Source organism: Nocardia sp. AB354 (genome assembly GCF_049538315.1).
Lineage (GTDB): Bacteria > Actinomycetota > Actinomycetes > Mycobacteriales > Mycobacteriaceae > Nocardia > Nocardia nova.
Genome location: NZ_JBMVFU010000012.1, coordinates 98,182 through 114,028, shown reverse-complemented (window position 1 = coordinate 114,028; position 15,847 = coordinate 98,182). Strand labels below are relative to the sequence as shown.

General features: G+C 69.5%; 15 protein-coding genes. 5 read left to right on the top strand and 10 right to left on the bottom strand.

All coding sequences use genetic code 11. The annotated features are described in order from the left end of the window. Positions 1 to 74 precede the first annotated feature (74 nt). The 8 genes from pyrF to pyrR all read right to left on the bottom strand — a co-directional run bounded on the left by pyrF (position 75) and on the right by pyrR (position 9,371). On the bottom strand, positions 75 to 899 hold the full coding sequence (gene pyrF, locus ACPCUW_RS19130; RefSeq protein ID WP_423426226.1) for an orotidine-5'-phosphate decarboxylase: 825 nt from the start codon (positions 897 to 899) through the stop codon (positions 75 to 77). After that, complete coding sequence (locus ACPCUW_RS19125; protein ID WP_063013383.1) at positions 896 to 1,285, bottom strand: hypothetical protein; 390 nt, start codon at positions 1,283 to 1,285, stop codon at positions 896 to 898. Before ACPCUW_RS19125 ends, pyrF begins: the two co-directional genes overlap by 4 nt. Before the next feature lie 14 nt (positions 1,286 to 1,299). After that, a complete protein-coding gene (carB, locus tag ACPCUW_RS19120; protein ID WP_423426224.1) occupies positions 1,300 to 4,626 on the bottom strand; it encodes a carbamoyl-phosphate synthase large subunit in 3,327 nt (1,108 codons plus the stop codon). After that, the gene (gene carA / locus ACPCUW_RS19115; protein WP_423426223.1) at positions 4,626 to 5,744 is read right to left on the bottom strand and encodes a glutamine-hydrolyzing carbamoyl-phosphate synthase small subunit; all 1,119 of its coding nucleotides are present in this window, start codon (positions 5,742 to 5,744) and stop codon (positions 4,626 to 4,628) included. The genes carB and carA overlap by 1 nt, the downstream gene beginning before the upstream one ends. A 37-nt stretch (positions 5,745 to 5,781) precedes the next feature. Beyond that, positions 5,782 to 6,297: a hypothetical protein gene (locus tag ACPCUW_RS19110; RefSeq protein ID WP_063013389.1), complete on the bottom strand. Its 516-nt coding sequence runs from the start codon at positions 6,295 to 6,297 to the stop codon at positions 5,782 to 5,784. Continuing rightward, positions 6,297 to 7,637, bottom strand: a complete 1,341-nt coding sequence (locus ACPCUW_RS19105) for a dihydroorotase (protein WP_064906072.1) — start codon at positions 7,635 to 7,637, stop codon at positions 6,297 to 6,299. Before ACPCUW_RS19105 ends, ACPCUW_RS19110 begins: the two co-directional genes overlap by 1 nt. A gap of 109 nt (positions 7,638 to 7,746) precedes the next feature. Then, positions 7,747 to 8,712: an aspartate carbamoyltransferase catalytic subunit gene (locus ACPCUW_RS19100; RefSeq protein ID WP_064909762.1), complete on the bottom strand. Its 966-nt coding sequence runs from the start codon at positions 8,710 to 8,712 to the stop codon at positions 7,747 to 7,749. Beyond that, positions 8,709 to 9,371, bottom strand: a complete 663-nt coding sequence (gene pyrR / locus ACPCUW_RS19095) for a bifunctional pyr operon transcriptional regulator/uracil phosphoribosyltransferase PyrR (protein WP_082856957.1) — start codon at positions 9,369 to 9,371, stop codon at positions 8,709 to 8,711. The genes ACPCUW_RS19100 and pyrR overlap by 4 nt, the downstream gene beginning before the upstream one ends. A gap of 210 nt (positions 9,372 to 9,581) precedes the next feature. Here pyrR and ACPCUW_RS19090 point away from each other — a divergent pair, with 210 nt between their 5' ends. From ACPCUW_RS19090 to ACPCUW_RS19080, 3 genes are all read left to right on the top strand, one after another. Then, the gene (locus tag ACPCUW_RS19090) at positions 9,582 to 10,448 is read left to right on the top strand and encodes an alpha/beta fold hydrolase (protein WP_423426221.1); all 867 of its coding nucleotides are present in this window, start codon (positions 9,582 to 9,584) and stop codon (positions 10,446 to 10,448) included. An 81-nt stretch (positions 10,449 to 10,529) separates the two neighbouring features. Next, the gene (locus ACPCUW_RS19085) at positions 10,530 to 11,156 is read left to right on the top strand and encodes an alpha-ketoglutarate-dependent dioxygenase AlkB (protein ID WP_423426220.1); all 627 of its coding nucleotides are present in this window, start codon (positions 10,530 to 10,532) and stop codon (positions 11,154 to 11,156) included. A gap of 47 nt (positions 11,157 to 11,203) precedes the next feature. Then, positions 11,204 to 11,944, top strand: coding sequence for an HD domain-containing protein (locus ACPCUW_RS19080; RefSeq protein ID WP_423426219.1), 741 nt, complete (start codon positions 11,204 to 11,206; stop codon positions 11,942 to 11,944). 4 nt (positions 11,945 to 11,948) lie between these two features. On the opposite strand, the gene ACPCUW_RS19075 is transcribed toward ACPCUW_RS19080, so the two are convergent. Next, a complete protein-coding gene (locus ACPCUW_RS19075) occupies positions 11,949 to 12,500 on the bottom strand; it encodes a DUF4334 domain-containing protein (protein WP_423426217.1) in 552 nt (183 codons plus the stop codon). Positions 12,501 to 12,793: 293 nt separating this feature from the next. Here ACPCUW_RS19075 and ACPCUW_RS19070 point away from each other — a divergent pair, with 293 nt between their 5' ends. Both ACPCUW_RS19070 and ACPCUW_RS19065 read left to right on the top strand, forming a co-directional pair. After that, positions 12,794 to 13,936 (top strand): hypothetical protein, encoded by a 1,143-nt coding sequence (locus ACPCUW_RS19070; protein WP_423426215.1) that lies wholly within the window; start codon positions 12,794 to 12,796, stop codon positions 13,934 to 13,936. Between the two features lie 62 nt (positions 13,937 to 13,998). Continuing rightward, positions 13,999 to 15,243: an SLC13 family permease gene (locus ACPCUW_RS19065; RefSeq protein WP_423426213.1), complete on the top strand. Its 1,245-nt coding sequence runs from the start codon at positions 13,999 to 14,001 to the stop codon at positions 15,241 to 15,243. Here ACPCUW_RS19065 and ACPCUW_RS19060 read toward each other — a convergent pair. Next, positions 15,233 to 15,805, bottom strand: coding sequence for a TetR/AcrR family transcriptional regulator (locus ACPCUW_RS19060; RefSeq protein ID WP_030513979.1), 573 nt, complete (start codon positions 15,803 to 15,805; stop codon positions 15,233 to 15,235). The genes ACPCUW_RS19065 and ACPCUW_RS19060 overlap by 11 nt on opposite strands. Between the last annotated feature and the right edge of the window lie 42 nt (positions 15,806 to 15,847).

The window sequence follows — 15,847 nt, the reverse complement described above, 5'->3', positions numbered from 1 at the left end:
CCCGCGCGACGCGCGTGGTGGACATGAGCGAATCCCGCCCGGGTGCGACGGCTCGCGAACCCGGACGGAATGAATCAGGCCTGCAGGAAGGCGAATTCGTCGGCGAGCTTGTGCATCTTGGTGCGCATCGCCGCCACTGAAGGCCCGGTGTCGAGCAGATCCCGGGATACGTTGGGTACCACCGCCGCGAACCGGTCGGACGGGATCAGCGCACGGATCGATTCCGCTCCCCCGCCCTGCGCGCCGACGCCGGGCATCAGGACGGGACCGTTGAGTTTGCTCACGTCGACGGGTTCGGTGAGGGTCGCGCCGACCACGACGCCGACCGATCCGAATTCCGCCCCGGCGTTGCAGCAGGCGGCCTCGTCGATCATGATCTGCGCGACACTGCGACCGTCGGCCGCGGTGATGCGTTGCACCTGGGCCGCCTCCGGATTCGAGGTGGCTGCCAGCACGAAGACGCCGCGACCGGCCGAGCGCGCGGCATCGAGGGCGGGAGACAGCGCACCGAAGCCGAGGTACGGCGATACCGTCACCGCATCACTGGCCAGCGGACCGTCGCCCAGCCAGGCCCGCGCGTAGGCGGCCATCGTGGAGCCGATATCGCCGCGCTTGGCGTCGGCCAGCACCAGCGTGCCGGCCGCGCGCAGCGCGGCGATGGTGTCCTCGAGCACCACGATGCCGCCGGAGCCGTACTCCTCGAAGAACGCCACCTGGGGTTTCACCAGCGCCACCCGGCCCGCGAACACCTCGACGCAGATGTCGGAGAACCGTTTCAGGCCTTCGACGTCCTCGCTGAGCCCCCAGGCACGCAGCAACTGCGGGTGGGGGTCGATGCCGGCGCACAACGGGCCAAGCCGGCCCATCGCGTCGGCCAGCCGCAGGCCGAACGGCGTCACCGGCTCGCCCCGGCGCCCGCCAGTTCGTCCCCGGTATGGGCGGGCGGTGTCTGCGCACCGGCGGACCCGGATTCGGCGTATGCCTCCTCACCGGCGTAAGCGAGCAGTTCGTCGGCCTGGGCGAGCACCTCGTCCGCCCGGGCGAGCACCGCGTCGGTCAGCGCGTCCGCCTCGGCCTCGGCCTCGGCGTCGGGCGCCGGCTTGCGGCCGATCGGCGGGATCGCCCGGAAACCGACCGTGCTGTAGCCGCCGACGTTGCGCATCCGGCGGATGTCACCGCCTCCGGGCGGCGCGGCCTCCGCCGCACCGAATCCCCGAATCCGCCGAGTCGTCGCCCGTCCGGCCCCCGGGGGCCGGACTCCCGCGCCGAAACCGATGGCTCCCACCGTTATCTCTCCTCTTAGCCGCGCAATACGGCGTGCAGCTCCTGCAGCGAGCGCACCCCGATACCGCCGTTGATGGTTGCTTCGATGCCCTGTACGGCTGCAGCCGCACCCTGAACCGTCGTGATGCACGGAATGTTGGCGCCCACCGCGGCGGTACGAATCTCGTAGCCGTCCACGCGGGGCCCGGAGTTACCGTAAGGCGTGTTGAACACGATGTCGATCTCGCCGTCCTTGATCTGATCGACGATCGAGGGCTCGATCGGGTCGCCGTTGGCGGACGCGGGCACCGGATCGGACTGTTTGCGCACCCGCTCGCACGGAATCCCGTTGCGCCGCAACATCTCCGCGGTGCCGTCGGTGGCGAGGATCCGGAAGCCCAGATCGTGCAGCCGCTTGACCGGGAACACCATGGCCCGCTTGTCGCGGTTGGCGATCGAGACGAACACCGTGCCCGCGACCGGCAGCGAACCGTAGGCCGCGGACTGGCTCTTGGCGAAGGCGGTACCGAAATCGGCGTCGATACCCATCACCTCGCCGGTGGACTTCATCTCCGGCGACAGCAGCGAATCGATACCGGTGCCGTCCGGACGGCGGAACCGGTGGAAGGGCAGCACCGCTTCCTTCACCGCGACCGGCGCGTCCATCGGCGCGTGACCGCCGTCGCCCTCGGCGGGCAGGATGCCCTCCTTGCGCAATTCGGCGATGCTCGTCCCCAGCATCACCCGCGCGGCGGCCTTGGCCAGCTGCACGCCGGTCGCCTTGGAGACGAACGGTACGGTCCGGCTGGCGCGCGGATTGGCCTCGAGCACGTACAGCACGTCGTCCTTGAGCGCGTACTGCACATTCAGCAGGCCCTTGACGCCGATGCCCTTGGCCAGTGCGGTGGTCGAGCGGCGCACCGCCTCGATATCGCTGCGGCCCAGGGTGATCGGCGGCAGCGCGCACGCCGAGTCGCCGGAGTGGATACCCGCCTCCTCGATGTGCTCCATCACGCCGCCGAGGTAGACCTCCTCGCCGTCGCACAGCGCGTCGACATCGATCTCGATGGCGTCTTCCAGGAAGCGGTCGACCAGCACCGGATGTTCGGGGCTGAGTTCGGTGGCGCGGGAGATGTAGCCCTCGAGCGAGCTCTCGTCGTAGACGATCTCCATACCGCGCCCGCCCAGCACGTAGGACGGGCGGACCAGCACCGGATAGCCGATTCCGGCCGCGATCTCCTTGGCCTGCTCGAACGTGGTGGCCGTGCCGTACTTCGGCGCGGGCAGTCCGGCCGAGACCAGCACGTGCCCGAATTCGCCGCGGTCCTCGGCCAGGTCGATCGCCGCCGCGGAGGTGCCGACCACGGGCACTCCGGCATCGGTGAGCCGCTGCGCCAGACCGAGCGGCGTCTGGCCGCCGAGCTGCACGATCACTCCGGCCACCCGGCCCGATTCCGATTCGGCGTGGTACACCTCGAGCACGTCCTCGAAGGTCAGCGGCTCGAAGTACAGGCGGTCGGCGGTGTCGTAGTCGGTGGATACGGTCTCGGGGTTGCAGTTGACCATGACGGTCTCGTACCCGGCCTGCGACAGCGTCTGCGCGGCGTGCACGCAGGAGTAGTCGAATTCGATGCCCTGGCCGATGCGGTTGGGCCCGGAGCCGAGGATGATCACCTTCTCGCGCTCGGGTTGCGGCGCGACCTCCGACTCGGCGGCCGGATCGAGTTCGTAGCTCGAGTAGTGGTACGGCGTCTTGGCCTCGAATTCGGCCGCACAGGTGTCGACCGTCTTGTACACCGGCCGGATGCCGAGGCGGTGACGCAGCTCGCGCACCCCGTTCTCGCCGGCCAGTTCCGGTCGCAGCGCGGAGATCTGGCGATCGGACAGGCCGTTGTGCTTGGCGTAGCGCAGCAGCGGCTCGTCCAGTACCGGCGCCTGCGCGATCTCGGCGCGCAACTCGACGAGTCCGGCGATCTCGGCGACGAACCACGGGTCGATGCCCGAGGCCTGTGCGACGTCTTCGACGCTCGCGCCCAGGCGCAGCGCCCGCTCCACCTGGTAGAGCCGGCCCTCGGTCGGCACGCGCAGGTCGTCGAGGATCTCGGCGACGTCGGTCCAGCGGCCGTCGGGCTGGGTCCAGAACCCGGCCGCCTTGGTCTCCAGCGAGCGCAGCACCTTGCCGAGCGCCTCGGAGAAGTTGCGGCCCAGGCTCATCGCCTCACCGACCGACTTCATGGTGGTGGTGAGGGTCGGGTCGGCGCCCGGGAACTTCTCGAACGCGAACCGCGGCGCCTTCACGACCACGTAGTCGAGCGTGGGCTCGAAACAGGCCGGGGTTTCCTTGGTGATGTCGTTGACGATCTCGTCGAGCGTGTAGCCGATGGCCAGCTTCGCCGCGATCTTGGCGATCGGGAAACCGGTTGCCTTGGAGGCCAGTGCGGAGGAGCGCGAGACACGCGGATTCATCTCGATGACGATCAGGCGTCCGTCGCGCGGATCCACCGCGAACTGGATGTTGCAGCCGCCGGTGTCGACGCCGACCTCGCGCAGAATCGCGATACCCAGATCGCGCATCTTCTGATATTCGCGGTCGGTGAGGGTCATGGCCGGGGCGACGGTCACCGAATCGCCGGTGTGCACGCCCATCGGGTCCACGTTCTCGATCGAGCAGACGATGACCACGTTGTCGCGGCCGTCGCGCATCAGCTCGAGTTCGTATTCCTTCCACCCGAGGATCGATTCCTCGATGAGGACGTTGGCGGTGGGCGAGGCGGCCAGGCCGCCGCCGGCGATGCGGTCGAGGTCCTCGTCGTTGTAGGCCATGCCCGAGCCCAGGCCACCCATGGTGAACGACGGCCGCACGACCACCGGGAAGCCCAGTTCGGCAACGGTTTCGCGCACCTCGTCCATGGTGTAGCAGACCTTGGAGCGGGCCGACTCGCCGCCGACCTTGGCGACGATGTCCTTGAACTTCTGCCGGTCCTCACCGCGCTGGATGGCCTCGAAGTCGGCGCCGATCAATTCGACGTTGTACTTCTCCAGCACACCGTTCTCGTGCAGCGCCACCGCGGTGTTGAGCGCGGTCTGGCCGCCCAGGGTCGCGAGGATGGCGTCGGGGCGCTCCTTGGCGATGACCTTCTCGACGAATTCCGGGGTGATCGGCTCGACGTAGGTGGAGTCGGCGAATTCCGGGTCGGTCATGATCGTGGCCGGGTTGGAGTTCACCAGCGACACCCGCAGGCCCTCGGACCGCAGCACCCGGCACGCCTGGGTGCCGGAGTAGTCGAACTCGCAGGCCTGGCCGATGACGATCGGCCCGGAGCCGATGACCAGGATGTGGTGCAGGTCGTTACGACGTGGCATCAGGCTTCCTCCATCAAACCCGCGAAGCGGTCGAACAGGTAGGCGGCATCGTGCGGCCCCGCGGCGGCCTCCGGGTGGTACTGCACCGAGAACGCGCGACCGTCCACCAGGCGCACGCCCTCGACGGTGCCGTCGTTGGCGCAGGTGTGGCTGACCTCGGCGGTGCCGAACGGGGTCTCGAAGCGCTGTCCGGCCTCCCCCTCGAGCGCGAAGCCATGGTTCTGCGCGGTGATCGAGACCGCGCCGGTGGCGTGATCGATGACCGGGACGTTGATGCCGCGGTGGCCGAACTTCATCTTGTACGTGCCCAGGCCCAGCGCGCGGCCCAGGATCTGGTTGCCGAAGCAGATTCCGAACAGCGGAAGTCCTTCGCCCAGAACGGATTTGGTCAGCTCGACCGCGTCGTCCTGGGTGGCCGGGTCACCGGGGCCGTTGGACAGGAAGACGCCGTCCGGCTTCAGCTCCCTGATCTGGTCCAGCGTGACGCCGGAGGGCACCACGTGCACCCGGATGCCGCGCTCGGCGAACATGCGCGGGGTGTTGGTCTTGATACCCAGGTCGACCGCGACCACGGTGAACCGATGCTCACCGGCGGGCTCGATGGTGTACACGCCGTCGGTGGAGACCTCGCCGGCCAGATCGGCGCCGAGCATCGAGGCCTGACCGGTGACCCGGCTCAGCAATTCCTCGGTCGAGGCCGCGGCGGCGTCACCGCTGAAGATGCCCGCCTTCATCGACCCGCGGGTGCGCAGATGACGCACCAGCGCGCGGGTGTCGATGCCGGCGATGCCGACGATGTGCTGGCGCTCCAGTTCGTCCTGCAGGGTGGTGGTGGCGCGCCAGTTCGAGGCCCGCTTGGCGGGGTCGCGCACCGCGTATCCGGCCACCCAGATCCGATTCGACTCGTCGTCCTCGTCGTTCCAGCCGGTGTTGCCGATCTGCGGGGCGGTGGCCACCACGATCTGGCGGTGGTAGCTGGGGTCGGTCAGGGTCTCCTGATAGCCGGTCATCGCGGTGCAGAACACCGCTTCGCCCAGCGTCTCACCCTCGGCGCCGAACCGCCGGCCCCGGAATACCCGTCCGTCCTCGAGCACCATCACCGCGGCGCGGTCGCTCATTCGCTCACCTCGTTCACGAAAAATCCAGCCTTCACGTTTATTCGTCTCCCGTCGCCGCGCCGGTCTGTCCCGTCGCGGATATGGCCGTCCAGGCCGGATACACCGTCTTGTCGTCGCCGCGGAACCCGGTATCGACTTCGGTTCCCGTCGGCAGTTTCCAGCGAATAACCAGCACACCATTGTCGGTCATCACCTTGCCCGCGTGGCCGCGTTCGGTGCGGACCGCGGTGATGGACTCCTGCGGAATCCAGATCACCTCCGCGCCGTCGCGTTCCAGCAGGATCCCGCGTTCGAAGCGGGTCAGCTCCGCTGTGGCCCGGAAACCCAGATCTCCGACCACGATGCGGTTCTGCCAGCTCGGAGCCAGCGTGGTCCCCGTGTACAACCCGGTCGTCGGCTCGAGCACCTGCGCGCCCAGATCCGCCGGCACCGTGGGCAACTCCCCGACCGAGGAGGCCTGCTTCCTGGCCCGCACGAGCCAGGAGCGATACATCAACCACAGGAACAGGACGAACAGGGCCGCCAGCCCGATCACCCACAGTGTTCGCTCCATTATTGCCCCACTCTCCCCGCCAGGGCGGTCGTCACCACGCCGTCGCGGGCGGTGATCCGTCCGCGCAGCATCGTGGCGGCGACCTTGGCGGGCAGGGTCATCGCCTCGTACGGCGTGTTGTCGGAAATGCTCGCCAGCTCCCGCGCCCGCACGGTCCACGACGCGTCCGGGTCGATCAGGGTCAGGTTGGCCGGCTCGCCGACCGCGATCGGGCGGCCCTGATCGTCGAGTCCGGCGATGCGGGCCGGATTCTCGCTCATCACCTTCGCCACGCCACGCCAGTCGAGCAGGCCCGGAGCCACCAGGGTCTCGACGATGATCGACAGCGCGGTCTCCAATCCCAGCATGCCGGGACGGGCGGCGGCGAACTCGCAGCATTTCTCCTGTTCGGCGTGCGGGGCGTGGTCGGTGGCCACACAGTCGATCACTCCGTCGGCCAGGGCCTTGCGCAGCGCCTGGGCGTCGGATGCCTCGCGCAGCGGCGGATTGACCTTGTTCACCGCGTCGTAGGTCTCGAGCCGCGAATCGTCGAGCAGCAGATGATGCGGAGTGACCTCGGCGGTGATCGAAATCCCTTGCGCCTTGGCCCATTTCACCAGCTCGACGGTGCCGGCGGTGGACGCGTGGCAGATGTGCACCCGGGCTCCGGCGTCGCGGGCCAGCAGCGCGTCGCGAGCGACGATCGACTCCTCGGCCGCGCGCGGCCAGCCGGCCAGGCCCAGACGGGCGGCGTTCGGCCCCTCGTGCGCGACGGCGCCCTGGGTGAGCCGCGGCTCCTCGGCGTGCTGAGCGATCAGGACGTCGAGCGATTTCGCGTACTCGAGGGCGCGGCGCATGATCAGCGGGTCGTAGACGCAGTGCCCGTCGTCGGAGAAGATCCGCACCCGGCCCTCGCCGGCGGCCATGGTGCCCATCTCGGCCAGTTGCTTGCCGGCCAAGCCGACGGTCACCGCGCCGACCGGATGCACATCGACCAGCCCCACCTCCTGCCCGCGCCGCCACACATGATCGGTGACGACCGAGGTGTCGGCCACGGGATTGGTGTTGGCCATCGCGAACACCGCGGTGTAGCCACCCAATGCCGCTGCGGCCGAACCGCTTTCGATGGTCTCGGTGTCCTCACGGCCGGGCTCGCGCAGGTGGGTGTGCAGATCGACGAAACCGGGGAGCAGGATCCGGCCGTCTGCCTCCAGCACCTCGGCATCGGCGGCGACCTCGACGCCGTCGACGGTGTCGCCGGATCGCGCGCCGAGGGCCACGATCACGCCGTCGCGCACCAGCACGTCGACCGGCTCACCCTCGCCGTAGGGCCGCACGCCCCGGATAACCAGATCGCTCACGCGCCCTCACCTTCCACGAAGAAGCTCATGCTCACCCTCATGCGGTGTCGACGCGCATGAACGGGGGCCTGGGGGGTTACGCAGGCTGCCGCCTCTGGCCGTGTTCCGCTCATGCGACGGCCTCCCCCGCACCGACGAGCAGGCGGAACAGCACCGCCATGCGCATGTGCACACCGTTGGTGACCTGTTGCAGCACTGCGGCTTTCGGGGAATCGGCCACCGCCGACGCGATTTCCATACCGCGCAGCATCGGGCCCGGATGCAGGACGACCGCGTCGTCGTCGAGCAGCGCCATGCGCCGCTCGTTCAGTCCATAGGCGATGGAGTATTCGCGGGCCGACGGGAAGAAGCCGCCGTTCATCCGCTCGGCCTGCACGCGCAGCATCATCACCGCGTCCGCGCCGGGCAGCGCGGCGTCGAGCGAATGCGAGACCTGCACCGGCCACTGCTCGACCCCGACCGGCAGCAGGGTGCGCGGCGCGACCAGCACCACTTCGGCGCCGAGGGTGTCGAGCAGGAAGGCATTGGACCGCGCGACGCGGCTGTGCAGGATGTCGCCGACGATCACGATGCGCTTGCCCGTCAGCTCACCCAGTCGCTGCCGCAGCGTCAGCGCGTCCAGCAGGGCCTGGGTGGGATGTTCGTGCGTGCCGTCGCCGGCATTGACGATCGCGGGCCCGGTTCCGGTGTATCCACCCGAGCCGGCGTCCAGTTCGCCGAACCAGCGCGCGATCTGATGGGCCGCCCCGGAGGCCGGATGCCGCACGATCAGCGCGTCGGCGCCCGCGGCATGCAGGGTCAGCGCGGTATCGCGCAGCGATTCGCCCTTCGATACCGAGGAGCTCGAGGCGCTCACGTTGATCACGTCGGCGCTCATCCATTTGCCGGCGACCTCGAACGAGACCCGGGTCCGGGTGGAGTTCTCGAAGAACACCGTCATCACTGTGCGGCCGCGCAGCGTGGGCAGTTTGCGGACTTCGCGGCCGAGCAGCGCCTGTTCGAAGCGCTGGGCGTCGTCGAGCAGTTCGGTGGCGGCGGTGCGGTCGAGATCGGTGACCGAGAGCAGATGCCTCACCGCTCATCCCCCTGATGCAGATAGACGCCGTCGTGACCGTCGTGTTCGCTGAGCAGTACGGAGACGTCCTCACTGCGCGAGGTCGGCACGTTCTTGCCGACGTAGTCGGCGCGGATGGGCAGTTCGCGATGGCCGCGATCGACCAGTACCGCCAGCTGCACCGCGCGCGGCCGGCCCAGATCGCGCAGGCCGTCCAGCGCCGAGCGCACGCTGCGACCGGAGAACAGCACGTCGTCGACAAGTACGACGAGCGCGTCATCGATGCCACCCTCGGGGACCGAGGTCCGTTCCAGCGGGCGATGCGGACGGTTGCGCAGATCGTCGCGATACAGCGTGATGTCGAGCGAACCGAGCGCGGGACGCACGCCGGAGAATTCCTCGATGCGATCGGTCAGCCGCGCGGCGAGGGTGGTGCCGCGGGTGGGAATGCCGATCAGCACCACCCGGGGCGCCTCGGGATCCGACGAATCCAGCGCGGTCTTCTCGATGATCTGATGCGCCATGCGCGCGATGGTCCGGCCGACATCGGAGGCGGACAACAGTTCACGCCCGGCGCGGACCCACTCGGGGTCGTGCCGCTGCGAATATTCGGCAGCGCTCGACCTGGCGGCCCGTTCTTCGGGCGCGACGCGGCCGCCGCGCTCTTCGGGCACGGCCATGCCGACCTCCTTCCCCGCCTCACCGGACGGTCCGTTAAAGGATGTCTTTTCGATGCCTGAGCGTAGCAGCGCCGCCGTGGCCTCCCGACGGCGGGGGTCCGGCTGTGAGCCCCGCCACCTGCGGCTATGCCGACACATCACGCGAACGGCACACAACCGTTGGCCGGGACTGTTTCATACAGCGTAAACCGGATGTGGGATGCTCGGAGGGTGAGCAACGAAGCCGACTTCACCGAGCCCCGCCGGATCACCTTCCGCGGCCACGGCGGCATCGCCCTGGCCGGGGAGAGCTGGGGGCCGGCCGACGGCCCGCTGGCGGTCTTCCTGCACGGCGGCGGCCAGACCCGGCACTCGTGGAAGGAATCGGGCGCCGCTCTGGCGAAGGTGGGAATGCACGCCATTTTGCTGGACGCCCGCGGGCACGGCGAGAGCGACTGGGCACCGGACGGCGACTACTCGCGCACGTCGATGACCGCCGACCTCCTCGACATTCTCGCCGAACTCGACCGGCCCGCCATCGTGGTCGGTGCGAGCATGGGCGGATTGACCGCACTGCTGGCCACCGCCCGTCCCGGCCGGGAGCGCATCGCCGGACTGGTCCTGGTCGACGTCGTGCCGCGCCCGGAGCACAAGGGCGTGGAACGGGTCATGAACTTCCTCGGCGGCCATCCCGAGGGCTTCGCCTCCCTCGAGGAAGCCGCCGATGCGGTGGCCGAATACCTGCCGCACCGCCGCCGGCCCCGCAACCCGGAGGGCCTGCGGCGCAATCTGCGGCTGCGCGAGGACGGGCGCTGGTACTGGCATTGGGATCCGGCGATGATGTCGAGCCGGCCGGAGGACATCGAACTGCAGACCAGCGACCTCGAGGATGCCGCCCGCGCGCTGGAGATCCCGGTCCTGCTGGTGCGCGGACGGTTGTCGGACGTGGTCAGCGAACAGGGGGTCGCCGACTTCCGCGCGCTGGTGCCGCAGATGGAATACGTCGAGATCTCCGGCGCCGCCCATACCGCGGCCAGCGATGTCAACGACGAATTCTCCGACGCGGTGGTCGATTTCGTGCGTGCGCACCTGAGCTGATCCGAACCGCCCGGATCGGCCCCGAGTAGCATCGCGACCCGATGCTTGAACATATGTTCGATAGAACGTAGATTCGAACGCATGTCGACACCGCTGCAGAGATCGCTGTTCGACGGCTTCGGCGACATCGAACTGGGGTCGTTGGACGGCGTGCGCCGCACCCAGCTGACCGAGGGCGCGTGGGTCGACCTGCTTCCGGGGTGGTTGCGCGGGGCCGACGAACTGTTCGAACGGCTGGCCACTCGCGTCCCGTGGCGAGCCGACCGTCGCCCGATGTACGACCGCGTGGTGGACGTACCGCGACTGCTGCGCCATTACGGCGAGAACGAGGCCTGGCCGGACCCGATCCTGGAGGACGCCCGCGCGGCCCTGAGCGGCCATTACGGCCCGGAACTCGGCGAACCGTTCCGCACGGCCGGACTGTGTTACTACCGCGACGGCGAGGACAGTGTGGCCTGGCACGGTGATACCGGGGGCCGTGGTTCCACCCACGACACCATGGTCGCGATCCTGTCGATCGGCGCGCCGCGGGCCCTGCTGCTGCGTCCGCGCGGCGGCGGCGCGAGCATTCGCTTTCACGTGGGGCACGGCGATCTTCTCGTGATGGGCGGCTCCTGCCAGCGCACCTGGGAACATGCGGTGCCGAAGACGCGGCGGCCCGTGGGCCCGCGGATCAGCATCCAATTCCGCCCGCGCGGGGTTCGCTGAAAACCCGGCGACGGCGGATTGTCACCTCGTCCCGCTAGATTGGGCGGATGGAGTCCATCGGGGCGGGAATTCTGGCGGCCATGCCGTTGCACACACTCAGCGATGTGCACGGCGAGGAAGGGCTGCGGCAACGACTGCTGCTGGAGTCGCAGCGCAAACTGCCCGACCCCGAACGGGTCGAGGCGGCACTCGAATTGGTGGCCGACCTGCACCGTCGCGACAACTACGGCCGCGAGCCGTACCTGAATCATCTACTGCGGGTGGCGATCCGCATCGTGAGTCACTACGAGGTGCACGACACGGACCTGGTGCTCGCCGGCCTCCTGCACGACGCCGTCGAGGATCACGCCGCCGACCTGGTCACCCTCCGCGGCGTGCCCGAGCCGGACGAGGACCTGACCGCGGCAGCGCTGGCGGTGCTCACCCAGCGGTTCGGCGAACGCGTATCGAATCTCGTTGCGGCGGTGACCAACCCGGCACACGATTCGGACGAGGACCGGCACCTCCGATACCGCGACCACGTCGCCGCGAGCCTGGACCGCGATCCGTGGGCCCGGGTGGTGAAGATCTCCGATTTCACCGACAACGGCGTCGGCATCCTCTACGCCGACGAGCAAGCCGTCATGTCGAAACTCGCCACCAAATACCGGCCGCTCACCGCGGTCTACCGCGAACTGATCACCCGCCCGGATACGCCGCTGGCGCCGCATGTCAAGCAGCACATTCTCGAGCAACTCGACACTGCCGACGCCCGCTTCGAGGTGATCCTCGCCGCCGGGGACGACTGAGCGATCAGGAGCGGTCGCGGCGCAGGATGAAGAAGTAGGGGTCGGCCAGCCCGCGCATATCCATCACACCGAGCAGGGTGTCCTCGTCGACCCGGCGGAAGATGTCGATGATGGGCAGGTGGTCGTAGATCATGGCCGCGCTGACCTTGCCGCGGAATTCGATCTCGCGCAGGCGCGCACGAGCGGTGCGGGTCCGCAGCAGCGGGCGCAACGCCGGCAGCATGCGCCGCGCGGCCCGGAATCCCGCCGACGGCAGCGTTCCGGCCAGCGCCAGCGGCACCCGGCGGGGGTCGACCGGAAATACCCGGCCGTCCGGCCCGGCGAACAGCAGCGGCTGCACCTCGTCCGGTGAATCGAATTGCTTTCCGTACCAACCCGATTCGACCAGCACACCGGCCCACGGATGTCCGGTGTCCAGTTCGTCGCCGGTCCAGCGGCCGGTGGTGATCTCGGTGACCGCGACCTCGGGCAGGCTGTCGTACAGCTGCCACGCCTGCTCCGGGGTCGTGCGACCCGCGCGCAGTTCCGCCAGACGGGCCGTACCGGCACCAGCCATCCCTACCTCCTGGACCTCTCGCGGACCGTTCCGCCTCGGAAGGATGACACACACCGGCCGCGACGCCTCAACACGTTCGGCCACGAAGACGTAGTTTCGGCCAGTGTTCGCGCCGGCGTGACGCAGACCACGCACCGCATGCCTGGACCTCGAGTGCGGTTGAGGAACCAGACTCGTCGGCAGATCGGTTCCGGCCGATCGTCCGGGCCACAGGATCCGGACGCGCCCCTGCCGCCCACGTACACCCCGGCAGGGGCGCACTGCTGTCGGCACCCGTCGGTAGGCTTTCGCCCATGCAGCCGAGCCTCGCACCCGATGTGGCCGCCGCCAACACTCTCACCGGAAAATGGTGTGCCGCAGCGGGTTCGGGGGATTTCGTCCTGTCCGGATGCGGAATCTGGCCGCTGCTCGCACTACTGGCCGCGGCGGCCGGCGAACCGGCCCGCGGCGAACTCACCGCGGCGACCGGCCTTCCCGCCGCATCCGCTCACGCCGCCGCGGTCACCCTGCTGCGCCGGATCGAGGCCGCCGAATCAATGCGCGCGGCACTCGGCGTGTGGGTGCGCGACGATATCGCGCTGCGCGACGAGTGGATCCGGGCGCTGCCTCCGGGCACGATCGCCGCGCTGCGCGGACAGGACGGACTCGACGAGTGGGCACGTCGCCATACCGACGGCCTGATCGATCGCTTCCCCGCCCGGATCGGCGCGGCGACGGCGCTCGCGCTGGCGACCGCCGTCGTCGCCCGCACCGCCTGGCGGCAGAGCTTTCACGCCGATGTGCTGGAACCGCCGAGCGGCCCGTGGCGTGGACACCGCGGGCCTGCCCTCGCCCGGTACAGCACCGGCCTCGGCGACGCCGCAGTGCTGACGGCCGGCACCCCCGTTTCACGCGTCGTGGTGCGTGGTGCGTCCGATCTGGATGTGCATCTGCTGCTCGGCGAGGAGGGGGACACCGCTCCGGTGGTACTGGCCGCGGGGCTGGGGGCACTCGACGGTTCGGTGGAAACCCACCGGCCCGGCCTGGGCACCACCGCCCCTGGGCTCGAGGTGCGGACGGTGACCGCCGTATCGGACACCCTGCGAATCCAGGTGCCGCCCTTCGCTGTTCGATCCACCCACGACCTGCTGCGCGATCCGGAGTTGTTCGGACTGACCGAGGCGACCACCGCGACGGACAATCCCTTCCCCGGCCTCTCACCGGTCGCGCTCCGGGTGACCGCGGCGGCCCAGGACGTCTGCGCCCGATTCACCGCCGACGGCTTCGCGGCCGCAGCCGTCACCGGGGTTCTGATGGAACCGACCGGCATGCCACCGGCGCCGGCCGATGCCCTGATGATCGCAGTGAACTTCGACCGGCCCTTCGGCTTCCTCGGCGTCCACCGTCCCACCGGACTGGCGATCGTGGCCGGTTGGGTCGCCACCCCCACGCCGTGAACCGGCCCAGATGCGGGCGGTCCGGCACGCGCGGGTCTGCGCCACGGTGCGATGATGGCCGGATGTCCGAACCGGTGGCGCCCGAACGCAGCGCGCACGAGACGGAGCCGGAAGAAGCCGTCGCACCGCGTCTGCTGGACTGGATCCGCATCGCCGTCCTCGCGGCCGGGGTGCTGTGCGTGCTGACCGGATGGCTGCCGCGGGCCGACGCCGAGGCGAATATGCGCCGGATCGGACCGCTGCTACTGTTTCTCGGCAGTGTGATCGTGCTGGCCCACCTGGCCCGGCGCGCACAGGTTTTCGACGTCATCGCCCATCGAATCGCGATCGCCGGGCGGGGACGCTATCCGGCGCTGTTCGTGCTCTGCGTCGGTTTCGCGGCCCTGACGACGATGGTGCTCAACCTCGACACCACCGCGGTCCTGCTGACACCGGTCATGCTGGCCCTGGCCAAGCCCGCGCGCATCCCACCGCTGCCGCTGGCGATGACCACATTGTGGCTGGCCAACACCGCCAGTCTGCTGCTGCCCGTATCCAACCTCACCAATCTGCTCGCCGCCGACCGGATCGGCCTCGATGCCACCGGCTTCGCGGCCAGAATGTGGCTGCCGCAGTTGATCTCGCTCATCGCGACCATGGCGGCGCTGTGGATCTGGTACTGGCGACGCGGCCGGCGCGGCACCGATCGCTATCTGGCGCCCGCCCCGATCCGGCTGCGCAACACCCGGGACCGGGCGCTGTTCGCGACGGCCGGGGGCGCCTGCGCGCTGTTCGTCCTGGCGATTCCCTTCGTCGGCGACCACATCGGCTACGCCGCACTCGCCGCGGCGGTCCTCGCGATCGCCGGATTCGCCGTGTTCGACCGCAGCGCGCTGCGCCCGTCGCTGATCCCGTGGCAGCTGCTGATCTTCGTGATCGGACTGTTCCTGGTCATCCCGACCCTGGGCCGGTACGGGCTCTCGGATCTGATGGCCGCGCTCATCGGCACCGATTCCGGCACGGCCGGGGCCTATCGCGCTGCCGGTGCGGGCCTCGGCCTGTCGAATATCGTCAACAACCTGCCCGCCTACACCGCCGGTGAGGCGGTGATACCGCCCGACCACCGAAACCAGTTGCTGTCCTTGCTGATCGGCACGAACGTCGGCGCGATAGCCACGCCGTGGGCCTCGCTGGCCACGCTGCTGTGCCTGGAGTTCTGCCGTTCCCACGCGGTCCGGGTGCCGCCGGTCCGGTTCGTGTGCACCGGGCTGGCGCTGGCCGTGATCGCGACCGCGGGTGCGGTGGGCGGCGTTCTGCTCACGGGCTGACCACCGCGAGCACCACCTGCCGCACGGATTCTCGCAACCTTTCGCTCTGCCCTTCGCGCACCGCGGCAAGGGCGTAATCGCTGCCCAGCATGCCGAACAGCAGGTGGCCGACCCCCTCGGCGTCGAGATCCGGACGCGCCTCGGTCAGCAGCTTCGTGATGTGCTCCGCCCAGGTGGCGTGGAATTCGGACGTGCGCGGATGCGGGGGCACGCTGCGGTAGGCCGCGACCATCAGTTCGACGTTGTCGGCGACCATCGTGGCCATCGCATCGAAGAAGGCGAGCAGCCGCTCCCCCGCGGGCGCGCCGGGGCCCAGCGGCGGCGGGCCGTCGGTGATCGCCGCCCGCAGTGTTTCGGCCGGTTCGGCGACCATCGCGTGCAACAGTCCCGCGCGCGAGCCGAAACGATGAAATACCGTGCCCTTGCCGACTCCCGCCGCGGCGGCCACCCGGTCCATGGTCACCGCCTCGGCCCCACCTTCGGCCAGCAGCGCCCGCGTCGCATCGAGGATCGCGCGACGGTTGCGCGCCGCATCGGCTCGTTCTCTGCGCTGCTGCGCCACTGTGCACTCCAGTCCCGTTGACAAACTTGACCGACGGTCCAT

Coding starts and splice junctions, on each gene's coding strand:
- ACPCUW_RS19080 (WP_423426219.1), top strand. CDS start 11,204: ATGGAGTCCATCGGGGCGGGAATTCTGGCGGCCATGCCGTTGCACACA.
- ACPCUW_RS19110 (WP_063013389.1), bottom strand. CDS start 6,297: ATGGAGCGAACACTGTGGGTGATCGGGCTGGCGGCCCTGTTCGTCCTG.
- ACPCUW_RS19065 (WP_423426213.1), top strand. CDS start 13,999: ATGTCCGAACCGGTGGCGCCCGAACGCAGCGCGCACGAGACGGAGCCG.
- ACPCUW_RS19085 (WP_423426220.1), top strand. CDS start 10,530: ATGTCGACACCGCTGCAGAGATCGCTGTTCGACGGCTTCGGCGACATC.
- pyrR (WP_082856957.1), bottom strand. CDS start 9,371: ATGGCCGTGCCCGAAGAGCGCGGCGGCCGCGTCGCGCCCGAAGAACGG.
- carB (WP_423426224.1), bottom strand. CDS start 4,626: ATGCCACGTCGTAACGACCTGCACCACATCCTGGTCATCGGCTCCGGG.
- ACPCUW_RS19075 (WP_423426217.1), bottom strand. CDS start 12,500: ATGGCTGGTGCCGGTACGGCCCGTCTGGCGGAACTGCGCGCGGGTCGC.
- ACPCUW_RS19070 (WP_423426215.1), top strand. CDS start 12,794: ATGCAGCCGAGCCTCGCACCCGATGTGGCCGCCGCCAACACTCTCACC.
- carA (WP_423426223.1), bottom strand. CDS start 5,744: ATGAGCGACCGCGCCGCGGTGATGGTGCTCGAGGACGGACGGGTATTC.